Source organism: Roseofilum capinflatum BLCC-M114, assembly GCF_030068505.1.
In the GTDB taxonomy this organism is placed as follows: domain Bacteria; phylum Cyanobacteriota; class Cyanobacteriia; order Cyanobacteriales; family Desertifilaceae; genus Roseofilum; species Roseofilum capinflatum.
The window spans coordinates 68,637-90,088 of the sequence record NZ_JAQOSO010000002.1; the positions used below are offsets into that span (position 1 = coordinate 68,637).

Below are 21,452 nucleotides of genomic sequence, written 5' to 3' on the forward strand. Positions count from 1 at the left end.
TGCACATAACACCATGGCTCCTATTTCTGAGTCGATCGCTGAAATTGAGCTAGATCCAGCCTTACCGATTACTTCTGTACTGGAAGGGTTGAAGGTTTGGCAAGATTTGGGAATTTTAACCGAGGATTCGGTCTATCTTTGCTTGAAAGTTGATACCCGTCATGCCAATTTCTTAGAAGGGTTAGAAATTGGCTTACGTTTAGGCTTAATTGATGAGTTACAGGTAAAACAAATTGCTCGAACTCATCTCTGTTGTGCCATTCCAGAACCCCAGGTGATTGCGCCACCCGTTGCAGAGCAACCCCCGATGCCATCAGCGCCGGTTTTAACACCTGAACCGAGTGTTCCTGAGCCTAAACTTACAACTAAACCCAGTTGGATCGGACAACGCTTAGAGTCTTTGAAAGCCGAATTAAGCGTGCGCTGGTTATTATTCTTAGGTTTGTTTCTTGTCGTTCTCTCGTCTGGCGTATTTGCCGCGAGTCAATGGGAAAATTTTCCTGCTATTGTCCAATATGGGGTGCTGTTAGGATATACCTCTTTATTTTGGCTGATGAGTCGTTTAGCCAGCCAGAAAGAGAATTTAAGGTTAACGTCACAAGCCCTAAAATTGGTGACGTTGCTCTTAATTCCGGTCAATTTTTGGGCGATGGATGACTTTGGCTTATGGAGTAATCCTGTTAATGGGTTGGCAAGTCTCGGATCGGCGGTGTATTTAACTGTTATTGCTGGCTCCCTATGGCAGAGTGAAAGCCGGGTTTCTTTCCCCTTTCTGATTTACTGCTTTTCCAGCTTTCTCCATTGGGGTTGGGGTATCCCAAATTTCCCAATTTTTTCGGTTTATTTGGCAATAGTTGGCAGCTTAGGATTCTATGTCAATCAATTTCAATATCCGGAACATTCGTTAAAACAAACGCTGCAACTGAGCCGCTTAAGCCTTTATGCGATAAGTATTCTCATCTTTCGGGCGATCTTTGTGCAAGGGGTTATTTTACCCCATTTAGGATTAGCGATCGCTCTCTGCGGAACTTTTACGATTTGGCTCTCTTTTACCCGTCGTTCTCACTACCATCAATCGATTAATAGACTGGGCTTAAGTCTCCTGTTTTTTGCTTGGTTAGTTTCTATCTGGGTGAGCTTTCCTTGGCAAGGCGTAATCATTAGTTTTATTGCTATAAAAATATACCAAAAATTTATTTCTCGCTGGCAACATCGGCGGGATCTGGCGATCTTTTGGTTGATTGGGATTGAGATGTCTCTGCTGGTGTGGAGCTTTATTCCCCAGATATTACAATTACGGATTCTTGCCACAGCAATAGAAATTACCCAAGCGCAAGATTTTCCGATCGCTCTGATTAGTGCGATCGGACTGCCTTACCTCATCTGGATCGTTAACACGGGCGATCGCTGCTATCGACGGGAACAAGCTAAACTCGCCCATTTTTCCGAGTTTGTCGCTCTGGGGTTAGGCATTAGCTTGCTGATCTTCAGTTTTCCTAATGTGATTTTACGGATTTTCTGTTTAACTAATGTGGTGTTTCTGCTGATTTGGGTAACTAAGCGGCGATACGATCTGCAAATTTTGCATTCGTTTCACTTGCTTGTTTATCTCAATCATTGCACTGGATTGGGGCTACTTTTAAGCCTGATTTATTATGTGAATTCTGACTTAAGCTTAAATACTTGGGCGCTGATTTTGCTGGCAATTACGGTTATAGAATGGTGGTTTTCGGATCTGCGTCGTTCTCCAGAAGCGAATAACTATGAAAAGATTTGGCAACAAAGCGCTTGGTTGATGGGATTCGGATTAGGGGCGATCGCCTATTTGCTGCTGTTCTCTACTCTCAAAGAGTATTACTTTACTCTTGCTCATCTCACTGGGTTCGCCCTGCCTGCAACCCTTACCCTGATTAGCTATTCGCCCCATTCCCACAGACTCGATCTCACGCCTAAATCAAGTCTAGTGATGCTCTGTTTAGCTCAAACCTTGGTGTTTGAAACTCCAGGATGGCGCGTTTTGGGGCTGGCTGTTGCGACTCTCATTATGGTATTCAATACCCGTAAACTGGCTAATGTTGCCACTGCTGGAATTACCATCGGTTGCGCCTTAAGTACCCTAGGGTTAGCTTTGTGGGATTGGGTTCCCGGAATGCCTCCCCTCGTCAGTACCCTGTGGTTGATGCTGGGGGCGATCGCCGTTTCTGGATTATGGGGAGTCCGTCATTATACTTTATCCAAAAGTATTCCCCATTACACTCAAGCACTCGATATTTGGGCGATCGCCCTCTGCGGAACAGTTCTCACCCTTCAAGGAACTTGGGTAAGTCAAGATTTACTCAGTCCCAACACGCTCTCCATCAGTACCAGTATGCTCCTCAGTGGGGCAACCGCCTATCGCAGTTGGTATCCCACCCCTCAACCCGCCGCCATCGGATGGAGTAGCGCGGCTGTGATGGTGGCAGTCTTACCGACGATGCAAGTATTCGATTTCAGGGGTTTAAGTTTACTGGTTGCCACCCTGATTTTCATCGCTCATAGTCGCTATTCTCCTAAAATTTACCTGACTGCCATGACTGTTGGCTTAGGCTTAGTCACCGAGCGCGTCATCCTCTCTGACTGGGTTGATATTCCCTCAACTGCTTGGTGGATTGTCGGTGCAGTCAATGTTCTAGGATTATGGATAGGAGCCAAAAATCTGCGCTTGGGTAAACAGGCATGGCAACGGCAGTTAACTCGACTCTATCGTAAAAGTTTCCATGGATGGGCGATCGCCCTCTGTCTCTTTTGCTTAACCCTCCTCACCCTCCATTCCGTTCTCGTTTACACCAACGATCTCCTCCCCCAAACCAGTGTTTTTATTAGCTTAATTCTGCTCTTTATCGCCCTTCTCTACAGCCAAACCAAACGCCCCCGTTATTCTGTAGGGGTGGGTTTATCCAGATTTTGGCAACATAGGCAGACAACGGGTGAACCTGCCCCAGATAGTCAAACCCAAAACCCCGATCATTCCGTAAGGGCGGGTTTATCCAGATTTTGGGAAAATAGCCAAAAAACTGGTGAACCCGCCCCTACAATCAGCAACTGGAAATTATTGGCGATCGGCTGGACAATTGAACTGTTAGCCGTGGAAACCTTGGGAAGTTTTGAATCACCCATCATTAACCTTGCCGTAGTCAACCTCATTTTGGGCTTAGGCGCTCAATTATTCGGCGACTGGTGGAGTTCAAAACAGCCCAATGCATCCCAAAATCTTCGTGCAGCTTGGCACATTATCCCGCTAACCTATGGCATATTGGGGGCGCTGTTCCGTTGGGGAACCGTTTCCAGTTGGACAGGAGTCACCACCCTAGCCCTAGCTCTTATTATCCTCGGCATCGGCAAGCGATCGCCGAAATTCAAACCCCTCATTTATCTTGCCCTCGCTGGAATCACCGCTTGCGCCTATGAACTCCTCTTTTATCAACTCTCCTTGCAACCCCCAGGAGCAACCGGCGATGGACTCATTCTCATGGCAACCCTAGGCAGTGGCATCCTCTACGCCTATCGCCTATTAGGGAAATTTTTACGCCCCTATTTCCATCTAACCCCTAGAGAATTTCGCTCCCTTTGTCATCTCCATTGGCTCGCCTCTAGCCTCCTCCTCATCATCGCCACCTTTAACCCCATTCAAAAAGGAATGACCCTAGGATTTGCCACCGGTGCAACCCTAGTTCTCTACGCCATCAATCAAGGTCGTAGTCATATAGCCCCCTCTCCCGTGGGAGAGGGGGTTGGGGGAGAGGGCACACCTCCCGTGGGAGAGGGGGTTGGGGGAGAGGGCACACCTCCCATAGGAAAGGTCAAACCCCAAGAATTATGGGTCTATCTCGGCTTTTTAGAAGCCCTAGGAATGCGAATCTACTGGCTCAATACCCCCGTCGCCCAACTCTTAGGCGGCCCCTTAGTGGCTTGGAAAGGAGCCATTGCCACCCTATTTGCCTACTTTCTCTACTTCCTCCCTTGGCAAACCTGGGGCTGGCCAAAACGCCCTTGGCAACTGGCCGGCATTGTGATTCCCTTGTATGCCATGTTGGAAAATCCCGCTATTTTGAATCAAGCCAGTCTCGTAGTGATTGCCGCTTATTATATCGGATTGGCGATCGCCACCAAACAAATCCGCTTTACCTACCTCACCGTAGCCGTCCTCAACTGGATCATCTGGCGATATTTTCTCCAAGTTCCCATCACCGAAATCTTCTGGTATAGCCTCACCCTCAGCCTTTCCCTCCTCTACATCATCCAAGTTGACCCCTTCCTCAAATCTCCCCAAAACCGCAAACTTCGCCACAACCTCCGCACCCTAATTTCTGTCATCATCAGCTTAATCTCCTTCACTGCCCAACAATGGATCGGCACACTCACCGGAAGCCTAAGTTTACTCACTATTTTCACCGGACTCTCCCTCAAAACTCGCGCCTTTCTCTATGTCGGAACCCTCACCTTTTTACTCAACATTTTCTATCAATTAGGCATCCTCATTTTTGATTATCCCTTCTCCAAATGGTTAGTCGCCCTAGGAGTCGGAATTGCCCTCATCTGGATCGCCGCCACCTTTGAAACCCGCCGCGACCAAATTCAAGCCTGGTTCCAAGACTTACAACAGTGGGAGTAACTTTAATAGTATAATTTAAAAAACTATGGAATCAACCATGAAAATCCAACAAATTTCTATTACTGGCTTATTTGGTGTCTTCGATCATGTCATCCCTCTCAATCAGGACGATCGCATCACCATCATTCACGGCCCCAATGGCTTTGGTAAAACTTCAATTCTCCGCTTAATAGATGGATTATTTAATGCCAAATATTCTGTTTTGAACAGTATCCCTTTTAGCACTTTTAAGCTCGCTTTCGATGATGGAAATACCCTCGAAGTCTCAAAAAAAGATATCGATCATCACCCTGACTCTACACTTTGCATTTTTTCTTCTTTAAGTGAAGAGCAATTTTATCCAAAATCCATAAAATCTAACCTTGAAATGCCTGGTGATATCTTAGAAGATTTTCTGCCAGAAATTAAGAGAATCAGTAGAAACGAATGGCTATATACCCCAACTAATGATATTCTGTCGCTTGAAGAAATTATTTATCGGTTTGCAAAATATAGAATACCTGAAGGTTTTTTGAAGGATATCAAAAATCCAGAGTGGTTAGAAAAAATCCAAGAAAATATTCCTGTAAAATTAGTCAAATCTCAGCGATTATCATCATTTTATTCTTATAATAATTCTAAAAAAATGAATCAAGAATTTGGGATGGAAGCGACCATTGTACAATATTCTGAAAATTTAGCAAGTTCAATTCAACATGCGCGGAGTGAATATGGTAGAGTATCACAATCTTTAGACAGAACATTTCCAGCCAGATTAGTTAAAAAGGAAAGTGAACCTAAATTTACTAAAGAGGAGCTACAAGATCAATTGGATAGACTAGAAAAATATCGCTCGCATTTAATAGGTTTGGGATTACTCGATAGGGGTGAAAATATTGAAATTCAGATCGCTTTCAAAGAGATAGATGAAAGCACTCAAAGTGTTTTATCAGTTTATATTGAAGATGTGAAGAGAAAGCTAGGCGTTTTTCAAGAAATTGCCAATAAGATAGAACTGCTCAGGAAAGTCATTAATCATAAATTTCAATATTCTTATAAAAAAATAGAGTTTAATCAAAAGAATGGATTTGTGGTTAGCGTATCCGATCATCCCTTATCTGATGAGTACAATGGACAACATTTAGAACTCGCGGAATTGTCCTCTGGTGAACAACATGAATTGGTTTTACTGTATGAGCTATTATTCAAAGTTAAACCTAATTCTTTGGTGTTAATTGATGAACCAGAACTTTCTCTGCATGTGGGATGGCAATCCGAGTTTTTACAGGACTTGCAAGACATTATTAAGCTGGCAGATATAGATATTCTTATGGCAACTCACTCACCCGATATTATCCAAGATCATTGGGATTGGACGGTAGAACTGAAAAGACCAAAATCATGAGAGATCAACTAACTCCCGATCGTGATGCTAATGCGATTCGGCTTAAACGACAAACGTTTACGGGTGCTTTTTTATTGGTTGAAGGAGGATCGGATAAAAAATTTTATCAACGCTTTACTGATGACAACTGTAAAATCGAAATTCTTTCAGGTAAGCCTTCTAGTAAACAACGAGTGATAAAAGTTTTAGAATTTTTAGAAAATGACAATTTTGCAGGTGTTTTAGCGATTGTGGATGCCGATTTTGATTGCCTAGAAAATATTGAAACCTCTAGTCCGAATCTGTTGCGTACTGATACCCATGATTTAGAGACGATGCTGCTTGAATCTCCGGCTCTAGATAAAGTGATTGCTGAATTAGGTTCAGAACAGAAAGTGGAACAGTTTCAAAAATTGGGTAAATCTGTGAGGATGGCTTTACGAGAGGCTGGTATGGTTCTGGGATATCTCCTATGGATTTCTCAAATAGATGGATTAAATCTTAAATTTGAAGGAATTCAGTATAGTAAATTTATTAACGATAAAACCTTGGATATTAATCCACAAACATTCATTCAAGAAGTGATTAATAAGTCGAAATTGTATTCACTAAAAGTTTCAGAGTTACAGGAGCGTCTGAATCAACAGAAAAGTGACGATCATGATCCTTGGCAAGTCTGCTGTGGACATCACTTAGTGGACATTCTTTCCTTAGCCTTATGCAAAGCGATTGGTAATCAAAAGCCGACGGAGGTAAAAGCCGATCGCTTGGAGATTTGCTTACGGTTGGCTTATGAAGAGGCTTATTTTCAAGAGACTCAACTTTACCTCAAGATTTGTGCTTGGGAAAGGGATAATAAAAATTTTACGATCGCACGAAGATTTTGTTAAGATTGGGAATACTCTGCTGCCTGCCCCCTGCTGTCATGATTCCCATCCGCGATACCCAAGTCATCTCTCGCCCATCACCGATCTGTTATGGTTTAATCGGGTTAATGTTAATAATTTTTCTAGCAGAAATTCACTTAGATTTCGCTGGAGAATTGTCCGATTGGGTGGGATATTGGGGGATGATTCCCAGAGAGATTACTGGATTGGGGCAAGAAGTGATTGTTAGCGATAATCCGGCGGTATGGGTAGTGTTTCTCTGGCGATGTTTTTCAATTTTACCAGCGATATTTATCCATGGTAGCTATGCCCAAATTTTGGGTAATTTAATCTTCTTATTCGTGTTTGGAAGACGGCTCGAAAATGAAATGGGGCGATGGAGATTTCTGGGGTTTTATTTGCTCAGTGGCTTCCTCATGGGTTTAATCCGAGTTTTCCTCGATCCGGATGTTGGGTTACCGATCATTGGTGCAAATGGGGCGATCGCCGCTCTCCTCGGCGCGTATGTAATCCGGTTTCCTAAAGCTAAAATTGAAACCCTGCTTCCCCTGATCATTGTGTTTATCCCCATTCAACTCCCAGCCGCTTTTTATCTGTTTTGGTGGTTCTTGCAGCAGTTTTCCTACGGTATTGGCTCGTTAAATCTCCAGGTTAACCCGCTCACCCCTGGCTATGTGCTGCAACAACTGCTGGCTGTAGGCTGGGGAATGGCGATCGCCTTCACTCGGCGTTTAACGTAACCAATCAATTAACTCTCCTTTCTTCAGCTTAGAATAGCCCGATAATCCCCGTTCTTTAGCAATTTTCTTCAACTGGGAAACGGTTAAACTGTTGAGATCCGTCGGCTGTATCTCCTCCTGCGGTTCCTGCATGGTGCTACTGGCTTGAGCAGACAAATAAAAAACCTCCTTAAACGCATTCAGCTTTGCCCCTTTGGTGATGCCACACTTGAGTTGAGTTACGTCCATTAAACTCGGTTTCCAGGTTGGGCGCGGCGCTTCAAAAATGCGACTGGTAGCAACTGGCAATTTTACCCCCTTTAAGGGATTAACGGCACGATGGATTAAGTAATCTAACCCCCGGTGAATGTCGTCAACCGTTGCCGTGGCTAAGTCAATTTTCGGTAAGCGCTCTTGCGAAAGTAACTCGCAGGCGGTTTGAGTCGCTTCTGAATCGTCAGCAATGATACACCAGACTTTTTCTAAGCCCGCTTCTTCAGCCACGGCATAGGCGAACATATTACCGATCACTTGGTAGCGATCTTGACCCATTTGTTTGACGATGATGGGGAGCCAGTTGCGATCGCCTGCTCGACTGACTGCCTTAGCCGTTTCCTTAATCAAAAACTCATGGATCTTTACCGGTTCTCCCGGCTCAATTTCCTCTAAATAGAGATAGATGAGAGCGCCAATTTCCTGTTTCATTAGATAAAATACTCCTGAATTAATTCCTTATAGGAGGCAAAGATGTCCTTATAGAGATAGGTGGCCGGTTTACGTTTAAATACTGCATTGGAAATATTAGCATAATTCTTGAGCGTAAACACATCCAGATTTTTATTTCCTTTGGTATATTTTGGAAAAAAATAAGGATACAAATTTAAACTCATCTTTTTTTTATAAGTATCAATGATTTTAACGATCGCACTCTGAGCCTGTCTTTGTTGGGCATCCGTCATCGCTTCCCCATTATAGAATATCGGTAAAGCCGTGGGGTTATCCGCATCCGGAGATAAAATATCTCGCCTGCGACTGCCCACCTCTGGCAAAAATTGAGAGATGGCTAAAGCCGCATTTTCTAAAGAAGCTAAATTATTATGTTTCGTCGGAATTAATACTACATCAGCCGCCATCACTGCCTCTTGGCTAAACAGTTGCCAATTGGGAGGAGAATCGATAAAAATATAATCATACTCATTCCGCAGGGTTTGCAGCACTTGTCTTAATCTCCCCCTAGTCACTTTTGCCGTTAACTCCTGTTCTTTCAAGCGTAGAAAGGCTTCATCAGCAGGAATAACATCAAATCCGTACTCTTTCCCTGATTTGAATTTGTATCGATATTGAGCGATCGCATCTTTGATATTATAGTTTCGATAATCCTGTAAACATTGATATAATTGATTCGATGCTGGCTCAATCTCTAAGGTATGGGTTAAATCTCTTTGGTTGGGATCAAAGTCAATTACCAAAACCTTTTGTTTACATAAACTCAATGCAGCAGCAACATTGATAGTTGTGGTGGTTTTCCCCACTCCACCTTTATTATTATAACAAACCACAAATAGCGCCCTGGCTGTCTGTTTCAGGTGTTGTTTAAGATCCGCTACTTTTTGATCGATATTTTCGGCATTTAAGGACGTAAGTTGGGTAACCGGAAAAACCACTTTTCCATGCTTGCGAAAGAGTTGAATCGCGTCTCCATTGGTAATGATTCCCCAGCGCACGGATTTACAGTTAATGGCATCCGGAGAAAGATAACGCTTAAGTTGATTCACCGTTGCCTGATATCGGGTAGACTGGTTAAAGTTAACCTCTCTGCCTTTAATTTCAATCAGTAAAAAAGGGTCTTGAGGCTTGTCTAAAAAACTCTGATTGTTTTTATTCTTACGAGCAGCAAAATCAACCTTATCATTGCCCCTACCCGTCGGATATTCGGGATAATACTCATGATTGCCAAACCCTAGGGCATCTAATAAAACGGGCATGAAGTTATGGTTAACAATCGATTCTTGAGCATTTTGGGGAAGGGATAACCAAGCCTTCTGGAGTGCAGATTGGGTCATAACGTCAGGACTGTGAGTATAATAGATTCACATTCAGGATCGTAACTTACTTAAATTTAAAAGTCTGATTTTTAATAAAATTGTTTTATTTCTTTACATAAATATACAGAGGTTGGGGCCGCTCTACTTCAGCATTGATTATAAAATCATAGTAAAATGGGAAAGTTGTTCAAGAAGCGATCGCAAACTGTCTTGAATCAATTAGCTATAGAAAACTTTCCCAAAATTGGCTCGACTAATCCTCCGAATTCCCCCATGATTTTCGCGCGTCATGAGACCTTTCATCCTCGCTTTGGTTGGCTCAAAAAAGGTTTTGATTGTGCCCAAGAAGATGATAAGGTGTTTCTGGCAGAGGATGCCACCATTCGGTTGGGTGTGGGCAAAAACATGGTACGCTCAATTCGCTATTGGTGTGGTGCGTTTAAGATTTTAGCAAACGATCAACCCACAGGGTTTGGTGAACAGCTTTTGGCAGAAAAGGGTTGGGATACCTACCTCGAAGATCCGGCTTCTTTGTGGCTTTTGCATTGGCAGTTCTTGAAAGCTCCTTGCTCAGGAACAGCTTGGGAAGCGATTTTTAATGGATTTCGTATGGTTGAATTTAGCCCAGAAAACTTGTTTAATTATCTGGTTGACTATCGCGATCGCCAGAGTTCTAAAATTGCGGACTCTTCCCTGCGTAAAGATGTGAGTTGTTTGTTAAGAATGTATGTAGAACAGCCTTCTCGATCTTTCCAGGGGGAAGACTCTCTCGATTGTCCGTTTGCGGAATTAGGCTTGATTCATCGGGTGGGAGAGTCTAAATATTATACGTTTCGGATTGGCTATAAACCCAGTTTACCAGAGGCTATAATTGTTTATGCTTGTCTTGATTATGCGGCGCAAAAAGAGTCTTCGGCGCGTACTATTGCTCTGGCTAATCTGCTCTATGATGTGGGTAGTCCGGGTTTGGTTTTTAAGCTGACTGAGAGCGTGATTTGTAGGGCGATTGAACAGGTGAGCCGTCAGTTTAAGAAGATTCAGATTACGGATGTGGCAGGTAAGTTACAATTGGCGTTTGATGATGAACCACAAAGCCTAGCTTTTAGCATCCTTCAAACTTATTATGATGCTCGGTAAGGGAGAACCCATGAGTCAGACTGTTTTATCCGATTATTTTCAGGTCTATCGGCGTTATTATCGCTCGGTAAGTTTGGAGCGAGATATTGAAAAAGCAGAGGCAATTCAAGGCTATATTTTTACGGAGCGTTCTGCGTCTACTTTGGAGCGAATTGCCTTGGCTCTAACGGCGGAAGGCTCTCATCAATCTTGGACGTTAACGGGGGTTTATGGGTCGGGAAAATCGGCGTTTGCTCACTATGTGGCTGGGTTATGCCACCCGAAAGAGAGTGCAATTCAAGCAGAAGCGATCGCCATTGCACAGGAGGCGTTTGGGGAGAATTCGCCAGTGATGGAGGCGATCGCCCAATTGCCCGATCGCGGTTTTGTGATTGCAGTTGCCACAGGACGCAGTGAACCCCTGAGTTGGACGATCGCCCGTGGTTTGGCTTTAGGAGCGGAACGGTTTTGGCAAGGGAAGAGGCGAAAACCGGAGATTTTGATGCAGTTGAATGATTGGCAATTTGCCGCCGATGAGGGCAAGTGTGAAATAAGCGATCGCCAACTTGTGCAAGCGCTGCAAACAGTGGCTCGTGAAGCGAATACCCCGATTTTATTGGTTCTGGATGAACTGGGCAAAAATCTAGAGTTTGCCAGCACGAACAAGGGGGTGAGCGATTTATATTTGTTGCAACAAATTGCCGAGCTTCGGTCTGATCCTGAGCAACAGGTCTATTTATTAGGGTTGCTCCATCAATCCTTTGCTGGTTATGGCGATCGCCTGAGCAGCAGTGAGCAGAACGAATGGATTAAAATTCAAGGGCGCTTTGAAGATATTCCCTTTACCGACTCCCCTAGTCAAATAACGCGGTTGATCGGTCAGGCAATTGATACTCGTGAGGCCGAGCCAATATCCTGCGGTGTTCATCAGTGGGCAGAGGAATGGTGTTCAGTTTTGGCTGGGGTGTTGTCAGAGGAGGACATTAAAGCGGGATTAATCGAAAAAACCTATCCTTTGCATCCCTTAACCGCTCTGGTGTTGCCCTTGCTCTGTACCCGCTATGCTCAGAATGACCGCTCTTTATTTACGTTTTTAACCAGTGATGAACCCTATGGGTTTCAGAGGTTTTTAGAGACTACAGAATTTGACCGGTCAAGCGATCGCTTTCCGACGCTGAAACTGTATCAACTCTATGATTATTTTGTGGAAAATGTGACTGGGTTAACCTCGCGGTTTAATTTACAGCGTTGGGTGGAAATTCAAGGTTTAATTCAGGATGCACAAGACCGCTCTCCAGACACGCTAAAACTGCTGAAAACCATTGGTATTTTTAATTTGGTCACTTCGACGGGAGGCTTGCGGGCGAGTCGAGATCTCGTAGCTCTGGCTTTATGCGATCGCCCTAGGGAGGATCGAGAGCAGTGGCAAACGGCGATCGCCAAGTTACAGAAGCAAGGGTTGATTACCTACCGCAGACAGGTGGAGGAATTGCGGATTTGGGAAGGCTCTGATTTTAATGTGGAAGTGGCGATCGATGATGAAATAGAAAAAGACCGCTCTTCTTTACTGGAGCTGCTCAGTCAAGTTTACCCCTTAAAACCTCTGGTGGCTCAACGTCACTATACCAAAACGGGAACCCTGCGCTATTTTGAGCGCCAATATGGGGATCAGTCCACGAATTTACAGGAGTTGAGTTGCACCCTAGACAGTTATGATGGCTTGATTCTCTATTGGTTAGGGCCTGAATTTCCCCCGGTTATCCCGGATAAAGTTGCCCAGAATAAACCCTTAGTGGTGGTGAAGGTGCATCAGTTAGACGAGCTGGGGATGCGGGGGCGAGAATTTAGGGCGCTGGAGAGGGTTAAACAGGCTCCGGAATTGCAAAATGATGGGGTGGCGCGACGGGAGGTCAAACACCGCCGCATTGAGGCGAAACGGTTGTTAGATGAAAGCTTTGCTAAGTCTCTTGCTTGGTTGGGGAATCAAGAGTGCTGGGTTGCTGGAGAATGGGTGAGCATTGGCCGAGACCGACAGTTTCAGTCTAAATTATCTGATTTGTGCGATCGCATCTACCATCGAGGACTGAAGCTCGACAATGAGTTAATTAATCGTCGGCAATTAACCGGTCAAGGGGTGAAAGCGCGGAGAGTTTTAATTTCGGCCATGATTGAAAAGTCCTCCCAAGAGCGGTTAGGGTTCACGGGATATGGGCCGGAAGTGGCGATTTATTATTCGGTGTTGGAAACTACAGGGATTCATCGGCAAGAGGACGGAGTATGGGATTTTTATCCCCCGGATCAGGAGTCGGGAGTGTATACCCTCTGGAGAGCCATTGAAGAGTTTTGTTTTTCGGCTCACGAGTCTCAAAAATCTCTGGATTTACTGGGGCAAGAATTACAACATCCTCCCTTTGGGATTAAGCAAGGGGTGATTCCGGTGTTGTTGGCGGCGGTTTTGTTGTATCACAGTGATGATGTGGGCATTTATCGGGATGGGACGTTTATCCCGATGTTGGGTGTGGAGCATTTTGAATTGTTGCTGAAAAATCCTGGCCGCTTTGGGGTGAAGTATTTTCAGATTGTCGGGTTGCGATCGCAGGTCTTCAAAGAGTTACAATCGATTTTTAGTTCTCCCCAACTCCAGGCGAATCAATCTTTGCGTAATGCGTCCCTGTTGGCGGTGGCTAAACCCTTGTTGAGTTTTGTGGCTCAGTTACCGAAATATACGCGATCGACGGGGCGTTTAAGTGCAGGAGCGCGGCAGGTGTTACAGGCGTTGCAAGAGGCCCAGGAACCTGACGATTTATTGTTTAATTCTTTGCCAAAAGCCTGCGGTTTATCCCCAATTACGTTTACGGATGAACTGGATCAAGACCTGGCCACGGCGAAGGTTTATCGCCAGAAGTTGGTGCAAGCTTTGCACGAAATTCAAACCGCCTATGATCGCCTATTGAGTGAGTTTCGGCAACGGCTCCATGAGGGATTTGGTGTCCGGGATGAGGATAAGGTGCGGGATGATTTAGCCACTCGTGCCCGTGTTTTAATCGGGCGCTGTGTGGAGTCGTCTTTGAAGCGGTTTCTTCTCGCGGCGGTGGATGAGCAGAAGTCGGATCAGCAGTGGTTGGAGAGCGTGGTAATGATTATAGCCGACAAACCGCCGCGATCGCTCACGGATGGAGATGTAACCCAGTTTGAGATGACCTTAAGCGATTTAGTGCGCCGGTTCAAGAATCTGGAGAGCCTGCAAAAAGATGTGGACGCTCAGAGTTCAGAGTTTACAGCCAAGCGCATCACCGTCACTGAGTCCGATGGTCGAGAAGTTCATCAGGTAGTTTGGCTCGATCGCGAACCCAATCAGCAACTACAAGCTTTAGTGCAAAAAACCCTAGAGTTAGAAGAATTGAAGGATAATCCCAAACTCCAGAGAGCCTTTATTGCTAAACTGAGCGAACAGGTGTTCGGTGAAACTGTTACAGAGAGTAACATTAAACCACAAAGAAAACGAAAAAAGCGTAAACCTAAAGATAAACCCGATCAAGTCCTATAGCAAACCTACATGAGTGATATAACGATTGCCCCTCATCCCCCAGACCCTGCCCTGAGCGAAGTCGAAGGGGAGCAGCACTTTAACTTAGTGCAGACAGTAGATCCTGATTTTTTTACAGAATGGCAGGTTGACTTACCCCAGTTAACCGAGACAGAAAAAGCAGAACTCGATCGCATTAAAGCTAGATATCGTTATCATGGCGCTCAGGGAAATCTGGCTGAAGGATTAGTGAATTTAGTCGTTTTATCTCCCTTGTTAGAATTGGCAGGATTTTACGATCCGCCGTTTCAAATGCAAGCAGAAGTTCCTGTTGAAGTCAATACATCCGTGGCTGTGAGTGAAGGGGCTGAGGAAGTCTTACGCGGTAGAATTGACTTTTTAGTGATCTCCCAAGGAATCTGGATCGCAGTATTAGAATCGAAAAGTAGCCAACTGAATCTCGATACAGCAATTCCTCAAACTCTTGCCTATATGATGGCAAATCCCGATCCAGGGAAACCGGTATTTGCAATGGTAACCAATGGTCGAGAATTCTTTTTCCTCAAGCTCAGTGGTCAAGGAATGCGACAATATGATATTTCTCGCAGTTTTTCCCTGTTGCCTTTACGGAATGAATTGTATGAAGTGCTGAGGGTTTTGAAAAATCTAGAACCCAAGATCAAGCCATAATTAAGAAAAATGGGGTGATCTCCAAATTGGATCAAATAAAAATGAAAAACTTTTTAGTCCTGATTTCAGTCACTCTCAGTTAGAATTAATTCACTTTATGTATCAATTACCGGATTCTAGTCAACTCAATATCGCCGCACTATCGGGGTTATTCAACTCAACTACCAATTCTTATAAGTATTTATGGTTTTTGTCGATCCTGGATATCCTCAAAAGACGGGATTTTGATCCGACAGAATCAGTTAGCTTTCGAGAACTGGTAATTGAGATGTTGGCGAATGCCTGGTACGCTCATCAATACTTTAAGCTTTCGTTTGGGACACAAGATCAGATCGCCAATAAATTAGATGCTCTTGAATTGGAGATTACCGATCCAATTTTACGATTTACCGATACGGATAAACAGTTATTGCGTCAAACGATTGCAGCGCAAAATATAGATGATATTGTGGCTTTTATCAGTCGTTATGTTCCCTATCGGTTAATCCGGCCTTTTTTCGGGCAAGAGATGAGAGGAGTAAAAGATTATGAAGTCAATGGCCGAATCATTCAGTTAGCGAAAGCAGAGTTTAATCTCAAAAATCCTTTATATTGCTTTGATGCTGAAGAACAAAAAGATTGTAATGCCATTGTTTTACATCCGGATTGGGTCAAATATATTCAGGATAATTACGCGATCGTTCGAGGCTGGATCTCGTGGGAATGGTTGAAGTATATGCAGGCACGTAACCCGAATATTCCCAATGTGGTGAATAAGCTGTTTATGCCTCAGCAACGAGATTCACTGACGCAACAAAAGAATTACTGGAAAACGGTTTTAACCAATCAAGAAGTTAACTGTATTTACTCTCAAACTCGATTAGATCCAAATCAAATTTCTTTAGATCATTATTTGCCTTGGTCATTTGTTGCTCACGATCGCCTTTGGAATCTGATTCCGACCCTGCCCTCGGTTAATTCGGCTAAGTCTAATCACTTGCCTGCGCCAGAATATTTTGATGAATTTGTTGCATTACAACATTTAGGGCTAACGGTCTCTCACCAGAACTATCCCAGAGACAAATGGCTCAAGTATACTGAGTCTTTTATTGCTGAACTCAAAGTCAGTCAGGGCGAGGATTTATTAAACTTAGAGATTTTAAGCCATGCTTATGAACGCACCATCAACCCTTTGATCGGTTTAGCGAGTTTACAAGGATTTAGCCAGGGATGGGTGTATGACAATGAAGCAAAAAGACCAAGCCATTTACCTTGATTATCAGGCGACGACCCCGGTCGATCGCCGGATCACCGATCGCATCCTCCAAACCATGACCACCAGCTTCGGCAACCCTAGCAGCATCGATCATAGCTATGGTGACCAAGCTGCAAAAGCCGTCAAAAGAGCGCGTAAACAAATCGCTCACCTCGTCCATGCTGCCCCCAAAGATATCATCTTCACCTCTGGAGCCACCGAAAGCATCAATCTAGCCATTCAAGGGCACTTTCCCAAATGTACGGGTTTTTCTCCAGCTCGTCTCATTGTTTCTCCCGTGGAACACAAAGCCGTTTTAGACACCTGTCAAGCCATAGAAGACGATGGACTCGCTGAAATTGAGTGGCTCAAAGTCGATCGCCAAGCGCGAATTGACCTAGACCATCTCGAACACCTCTGTTCCCAGGGGGCTGCTCTCCTGTGCCTGATGGCAGCCAATAACGAAGTCGGCAACATTTACCCCCTAGAAACCATTGGTGAAATTGTCAAACAATACTCCATCCCCTGGTTCTGTGATGGCTCTCAAGCCGTGGGTAAAATTCCCATCCACTTTTCCGACTGGGGAATGACCTATCTGGCCATTTCCGGTCATAAACTCTACGCTCCCAAAGGCATTGGTGCATTAGTCATCCGTCCCCGTTATTCCCTCTATTCCCTGCTCCATGGGGGAGCGCAAGAGCGAGAAATCCGTCCCGGAACCCTGAATACTCCCGGTATCGTTGGCTTAGGAGAAGCCTGTGCCTTACGGGAGCAGGAAATGGAACAAGATGAAACCAAAATCGCCCAAAATCGCGATCGCCTGCAAGCCCTGCTCACCCAACACATCCCCAACCTCCGCATCAACGGCGACCTCAACCACCGTTTAGCCGGAAATCTCCATATTTCCGTCCCGAATATCCCCAACAGCGCCATCATCGCCCGCATCCGTAACCAACTCGCCATCTCCACCGGAGCCGCTTGTGCCTCCGGAACCCCAGCCCCCTCCCACGTCCTGCGAGCCATGCAACTACCAGAGCCAGAAATGGACGGAGCGCTGCGAATCAGCCTCGGTAAATTTACCACAGAAACCGAGAGCGATCGCGCTGCCTCCATTCTCATCGATGCTATTACCCAACTAAACCAACTCTTGAATTAAACTCTAGAGATGGGGCTGTAAAGAGCGATCAAGATAAGATAAAGAGCAAGCGAGCGAGACGCTCGCACTCCTCAGAATCCAAGATCCATTGTTTCCGCGATCGCCGACATGAAAATTGTTAATTGTTCATTGTTAATTATTCATTGATATCTATGAAACTCCCCAAACTGAACCGTATACCCACCATAGTGCTGATCCTTCTAGGCGTAATCCTCTTTACCAGTTGTAGCCTGTTAAACGGCAATAGTAACGCCCAAACCCAAACCTGGCCGAAATTCGCCCAACCCATTCAGTGTTCTCTAGGGGATGACTGTTATATTCTCCGCTATGTAGACCGCGATCCGGGGCCGGGGGCTGTGGATGTGGGATGCGGTCGGATGACGGAGGATGGCCACTCTGGAACGGATTTTGGGATTCCGGATGAGTGGGTGATGCAACAAGGTGTACCGGTGCTTGCCTCTGCTCCGGGTCGGGTGTTGCGGGTACGGGATGGGGTCGAAGATCGGCGGATTACCTCTCAGGCAGAGTTAGAAGCCATTGAAGGTATGAATTGTGGTAATGGTATGGTCATCGATCATGGTCAGGGTTGGGAGACTCAATATTGTCATTTACGCCAGGGAAGTGTGGCAGTCCAACCGGGAACGGAGGTCAAAACAGGCACGGTATTAGGTATGGTGGGGTCTTCGGGTGAGTCTTCCTTTCCCCATGTCCATTTAACGGTGCGCTATCAGGGGAATGTGGTCGATCCCTTTGTGGGGCCGGAAGCGGGGCCGGGCTGTAATGTTTCGGGGACTTCTCTGTGGAGTACGGAGATTGAGTATCAACCCACGGGGTTAATTCGGGCTGGGTTTGCCAGTGAAGTGCCCGATCTCGATCGCGTGTGGTCGGGTGAGTTTCGCCAAGAGCAGTTATCTTTGCAGGGAGAGGCCTTGGTGTTTTGGGTGCATGGGTTCGGAGTCTTGGAAGGGGACGAGGAATACTTGCGGGTAGTCGATCCCCAGGGTCAGACGATCGCCGAAAACAAGACTGTTCGCGATCGCCCCAACCGCATCATTTTAGCCTATGCGGGAAAAAGAAACACCCGCGATCGGCCCCTCATCCCCGGCACTTGGCGCGGTGAATATCAACTTAAACGGGGCAATACCACCCTGATTAATGTCACTGAAACCATTGAAGTCCAATAATACAGCGCAAGGTGCTGTATAGCAAACCTAAATAAGTTACAGCGCTTCGCGCTGTGATGGGGGGATGGGGGGAACAAACAGCAGACTCGGTAGCACTTTGAGCCATTTTAGCTATCGTTAAAAACAGTCATTAATGTACCTCATAGCAAGGGAAACTGCTGTAAGTCCCTCTCCCGTGGGAGAGGGATTGAGGGAGAGGGCATTTCCAGTTACACAACTCATTGAGACTAGCTATATCCGCGAAGCTACTAATTATTAAGGGTGACTTTCCTCCGGTTTTGCACCTCCAAATAAATCAACAGGGCATTCATATCCGCCGGATTTACTCCGCCAATTCGAGAGGCTTGACCCACCGTCAACGGACGCACCTGGTCTAACTTTTCCCTGGCTTCCATCGACAGAGTTTCGATTTGGAAATAATCCAAAGTCTCCGGCAACTTCTGATTGGCATGACGGTGAATTTGGTCGATCTGATTTTGTTGCCGTTGGATATAGCCGGAATATTTAATCTCAATCTCTGCCCCTTGTTTTTCCTCCGAGGCTAACTCTGGATTGCCCAAGTCATAGCGCTCTAAATCGGCATAATGAAAACGGGGACGGCGCAACAAATCAGCGAGGGTAATCGACCCCTTGATTTTTTGCCCGGTATCGGCGACAATCTGCTTACCGATGGGATCGTGTTCTTTGACGCGAGTTTCATACAGCCGTTCTTTTTCGGCGATAATATTCTCTTGCTTTTGGGTGAAAAGGCTCCAGCGTCGGTCATCAATCAGGCCAATGTCTCGACCTAAAGGGGTTAACCGGCGATCGGCATTATCAGAGCGCAACAACAGCCGATATTCAGAACGAGAGGTGAGCATCCGATAGGGTTCGCGCAATTCTTTGGTACACAAATCATCAATTAATGTGCCCAGATAACTTTGTTCGCGGGCAAAAATAATCGGCTCTTGACCGCGCACTAAACGCATCGCATTAATTCCGGCTACTAATCCTTGAGCGGCTGCTTCTTCATAACCGGTTGTGCCATTAATTTGTCCGGCACAAAACAAGCCTTCCACCTTCTTCGTCATCAGGGTGGGATAACATTGGGTGGCGGGTAAATAGTCGTATTCCACCGCATAGGCTGGGCGCAACATCACACAGTTTTCCAATCCGGGTAAAGAGCGTAACATCCTCAATTGCAACGTTTCCGGTAAACCGGTGGAAAACCCTTGGATATACAATTCTGGAATGGTGCGCCCTTCCGGTTCAATAAAGATTTGATGGGAGTCCTTATCGGCAAAGCGGACAATTTTATCCTCAATACTGGGACAATAGCGCGGCCCTTTGGCATCCACCCATCCGCCATAGACGGGGGAAAGGTGCAAATTATCACGAATGAGTTGATGGGTTTCGGCGGTGGTGCGGGTAATGTGACAGTCCATCTGTTCCCGTGGAATCCACACCTCTGGGTCAAAACTAAACCAACCAGCCGCATCTTCTCCCGGTTGCCGCTCCATTTTGCCGTAGTCCACGGAGCGCTTATCGACACGCGCAGGGGTTCCGGTTTTCAGTCGTCCAGTTTCAAACCCCAAGCGGTTCAGGGTTTCCGTGAGTCCCACGGCGGCAAATTCTCCGGCTCGTCCGGCATCCATGGATTTTTTACCGACCCAAATTTTACCACCGAGGAAGGTTCCGGTGGTGAGAATGACGGCACGACATCCGAAGGCAACCCCAAAGTAGGTTTCTACGCCAATAATTTCATCATTGTTTCCCAGTACCAAGTCGGTAACCATGCCTTCGCGCAAGACCAGGTTTTCTTGGGTTTCGACAATGTTTTTCATCACCGCAGCGTATTCGCGCTTATCGGTTTGAGCGCGTAGGGCCCAAACTGCGGGGCCGCGTGAGGCATTGAGGACGCGCTTCTGGAGATAAGTGCGATCGCTCATTTTACCAATTTCTCCCCCCAATGCATCCACCTCATGGGTCAATTGGGACTTAGCGGGGCCACCCACTGCCGGGTTACAGGGTTGCCAGGCAATTTTATCCAAATTCAGCGTCAGCAGCAGGGTGCGACATCCAAGGCGGGCCGAGGCGAGGGCTGCTTCACACCCGGAATGGCCTGCACCGACAACAACGATATCAAATTCATCTTGGAAGTCTACGAGAGTCATGGCACTGCGGTTGAACGGAAAACATAGACTTTTATTGTAGCAATCTGACAACCTGAAGGAACTTGATTTTCGTTAAGATATCAACTTGCTCGGATCGATCGCCTCAATTTGAGAACACCAAGCAAAATTTCCCGGTCGGTAGGTCTAAATATTTCTAAGGCGGCTTGATGTTGAGGAGCTTTGAGATTAGCAACATAAGCGAGTATATTCGTGTCCAGATAAATTCGTTTAGCTTCTGTTGCCATAAAGCATCGTCCGATTAAAGGGCTGGAGAATTTCGCTGGCAAAAAACAAGGAATTTAGGTCTGATTCTGAGGAATTTTCTGGGGTTAATTGCTTCTGCTGTTGATTTCGCGTTTTAAAGGTTTCTATCATCAGAGAAATTTGCTCGATTTGTCCTGGGGTGAGTCCAGTGATATCAATAGTTTGAGTCATTTTTGAGTTGGGTTCTAGGGGTTGTTGACATTTTAGCTAATTTTGGCGCTCAGGGTCAGAAAGAGGGTTTCTTGGGTGCTTAAATCTCCTCTAATACTAAGTCTACAAGAGTCATGGCACTGCGGTTGAACGGAAAACCTAGATTTTTATTGTAGCGATTTTCTACTGTTCAGTTCTGCGACACTATAGCCTTTCTCAAGTTGATCAGATACACATCGATCCCCCTAAATCCCCCTTGAAAAGCAGGGGGTTTTCAAAGTCCGGGGCAATCTTTAAAAGAAAAGTGAACTTTT

Annotated in this window: 15 protein-coding genes; 10 read left to right on the forward strand and 5 right to left on the reverse strand. The window is 45.6% G+C overall.

Annotated elements, in window-relative coordinates; translation table 11 throughout:
* Positions 1 to 13 precede the first annotated feature (13 nt).
* The 4 genes from PMG25_RS00765 (at position 14) to PMG25_RS00780 (ending at position 7,641) form a co-directional block, all read left to right on the forward strand.
* A complete protein-coding gene (locus tag PMG25_RS00765; protein WP_283765004.1) occupies positions 14 to 4,651 on the forward strand; it encodes a hypothetical protein in 4,638 nt (1,545 codons plus the stop codon).
* Positions 4,652 to 4,688: 37 nt separating this feature from the next.
* Positions 4,689 to 6,035: an AAA family ATPase gene (locus tag PMG25_RS00770; RefSeq protein WP_283765005.1), complete on the forward strand. Its 1,347-nt coding sequence runs from the start codon at positions 4,689 to 4,691 to the stop codon at positions 6,033 to 6,035.
* A complete protein-coding gene (locus PMG25_RS00775) occupies positions 6,032 to 6,904 on the forward strand; it encodes a DUF4435 domain-containing protein (protein ID WP_283765006.1) in 873 nt (290 codons plus the stop codon). The genes PMG25_RS00770 and PMG25_RS00775 overlap by 4 nt, the downstream gene beginning before the upstream one ends.
* A gap of 104 nt (positions 6,905 to 7,008) precedes the next feature.
* A complete protein-coding gene (locus tag PMG25_RS00780) occupies positions 7,009 to 7,641 on the forward strand; it encodes a rhomboid family intramembrane serine protease (protein ID WP_283765007.1) in 633 nt (210 codons plus the stop codon).
* Here PMG25_RS00780 and PMG25_RS00785 read toward each other — a convergent pair.
* Both PMG25_RS00785 and PMG25_RS00790 read right to left on the reverse strand, forming a co-directional pair.
* Positions 7,633 to 8,325, reverse strand: a complete 693-nt coding sequence (locus PMG25_RS00785; protein WP_283765008.1) for a Rho termination factor N-terminal domain-containing protein — start codon at positions 8,323 to 8,325, stop codon at positions 7,633 to 7,635. The two genes, PMG25_RS00780 and PMG25_RS00785, sit on opposite strands and share 9 nt — an antisense overlap.
* Positions 8,325 to 9,683, reverse strand: coding sequence for an AAA family ATPase (locus PMG25_RS00790; protein ID WP_283765009.1), 1,359 nt, complete (start codon positions 9,681 to 9,683; stop codon positions 8,325 to 8,327). The genes PMG25_RS00785 and PMG25_RS00790 overlap by 1 nt, the downstream gene beginning before the upstream one ends.
* Positions 9,684 to 9,938: 255 nt before the next feature.
* Between PMG25_RS00790 and PMG25_RS00795 the strand changes: the two genes are divergently transcribed.
* From PMG25_RS00795 to PMG25_RS00820, 6 genes are all read left to right on the forward strand, one after another.
* The gene (locus PMG25_RS00795) at positions 9,939 to 10,802 is read left to right on the forward strand and encodes a DUF4007 family protein (RefSeq protein WP_347178705.1); all 864 of its coding nucleotides are present in this window, start codon (positions 9,939 to 9,941) and stop codon (positions 10,800 to 10,802) included.
* 10 nt (positions 10,803 to 10,812) lie between these two features.
* Positions 10,813 to 14,328, forward strand: a complete 3,516-nt coding sequence (locus tag PMG25_RS00800) for a hypothetical protein (protein WP_283765011.1) — start codon at positions 10,813 to 10,815, stop codon at positions 14,326 to 14,328.
* A gap of 9 nt (positions 14,329 to 14,337) precedes the next feature.
* Positions 14,338 to 14,997 carry a type I restriction endonuclease gene (locus PMG25_RS00805; RefSeq protein WP_283765012.1) on the forward strand — a complete coding sequence of 220 codons (660 nt, stop codon included), beginning with the start codon at positions 14,338 to 14,340 and terminating at the stop codon, positions 14,995 to 14,997.
* Positions 14,998 to 15,094: 97 nt separating this feature from the next.
* Positions 15,095 to 16,252 (forward strand): HNH endonuclease domain-containing protein, encoded by a 1,158-nt coding sequence (locus tag PMG25_RS00810; protein WP_283765013.1) that lies wholly within the window; start codon positions 15,095 to 15,097, stop codon positions 16,250 to 16,252.
* Positions 16,215 to 17,387, forward strand: coding sequence for a cysteine desulfurase family protein (locus PMG25_RS00815; RefSeq protein WP_283765014.1), 1,173 nt, complete (start codon positions 16,215 to 16,217; stop codon positions 17,385 to 17,387). Before PMG25_RS00810 ends, PMG25_RS00815 begins: the two co-directional genes overlap by 38 nt.
* A gap of 152 nt (positions 17,388 to 17,539) precedes the next feature.
* Positions 17,540 to 18,571 (forward strand): M23 family metallopeptidase, encoded by a 1,032-nt coding sequence (locus PMG25_RS00820; protein ID WP_283765015.1) that lies wholly within the window; start codon positions 17,540 to 17,542, stop codon positions 18,569 to 18,571.
* 248 nt (positions 18,572 to 18,819) lie between these two features.
* Here PMG25_RS00820 and mnmG read toward each other — a convergent pair whose 3' ends face one another.
* The 3 genes from mnmG to PMG25_RS00835 form a co-directional block, all read right to left on the reverse strand.
* Entirely contained in the window at positions 18,820 to 20,724 is a 1,905-nt protein-coding gene (gene mnmG, locus PMG25_RS00825) for a tRNA uridine-5-carboxymethylaminomethyl(34) synthesis enzyme MnmG (RefSeq protein WP_283765016.1), read from the reverse strand.
* An 80-nt stretch (positions 20,725 to 20,804) separates the two neighbouring features.
* Entirely contained in the window at positions 20,805 to 20,969 is a 165-nt protein-coding gene (locus tag PMG25_RS00830; RefSeq protein WP_283765017.1) for a hypothetical protein, read from the reverse strand.
* Positions 20,953 to 21,159, reverse strand: a complete 207-nt coding sequence (locus PMG25_RS00835) for a hypothetical protein (RefSeq protein ID WP_283752753.1) — start codon at positions 21,157 to 21,159, stop codon at positions 20,953 to 20,955. The genes PMG25_RS00830 and PMG25_RS00835 overlap by 17 nt, the downstream gene beginning before the upstream one ends.
* Positions 21,160 to 21,452 lie beyond the last annotated feature (293 nt).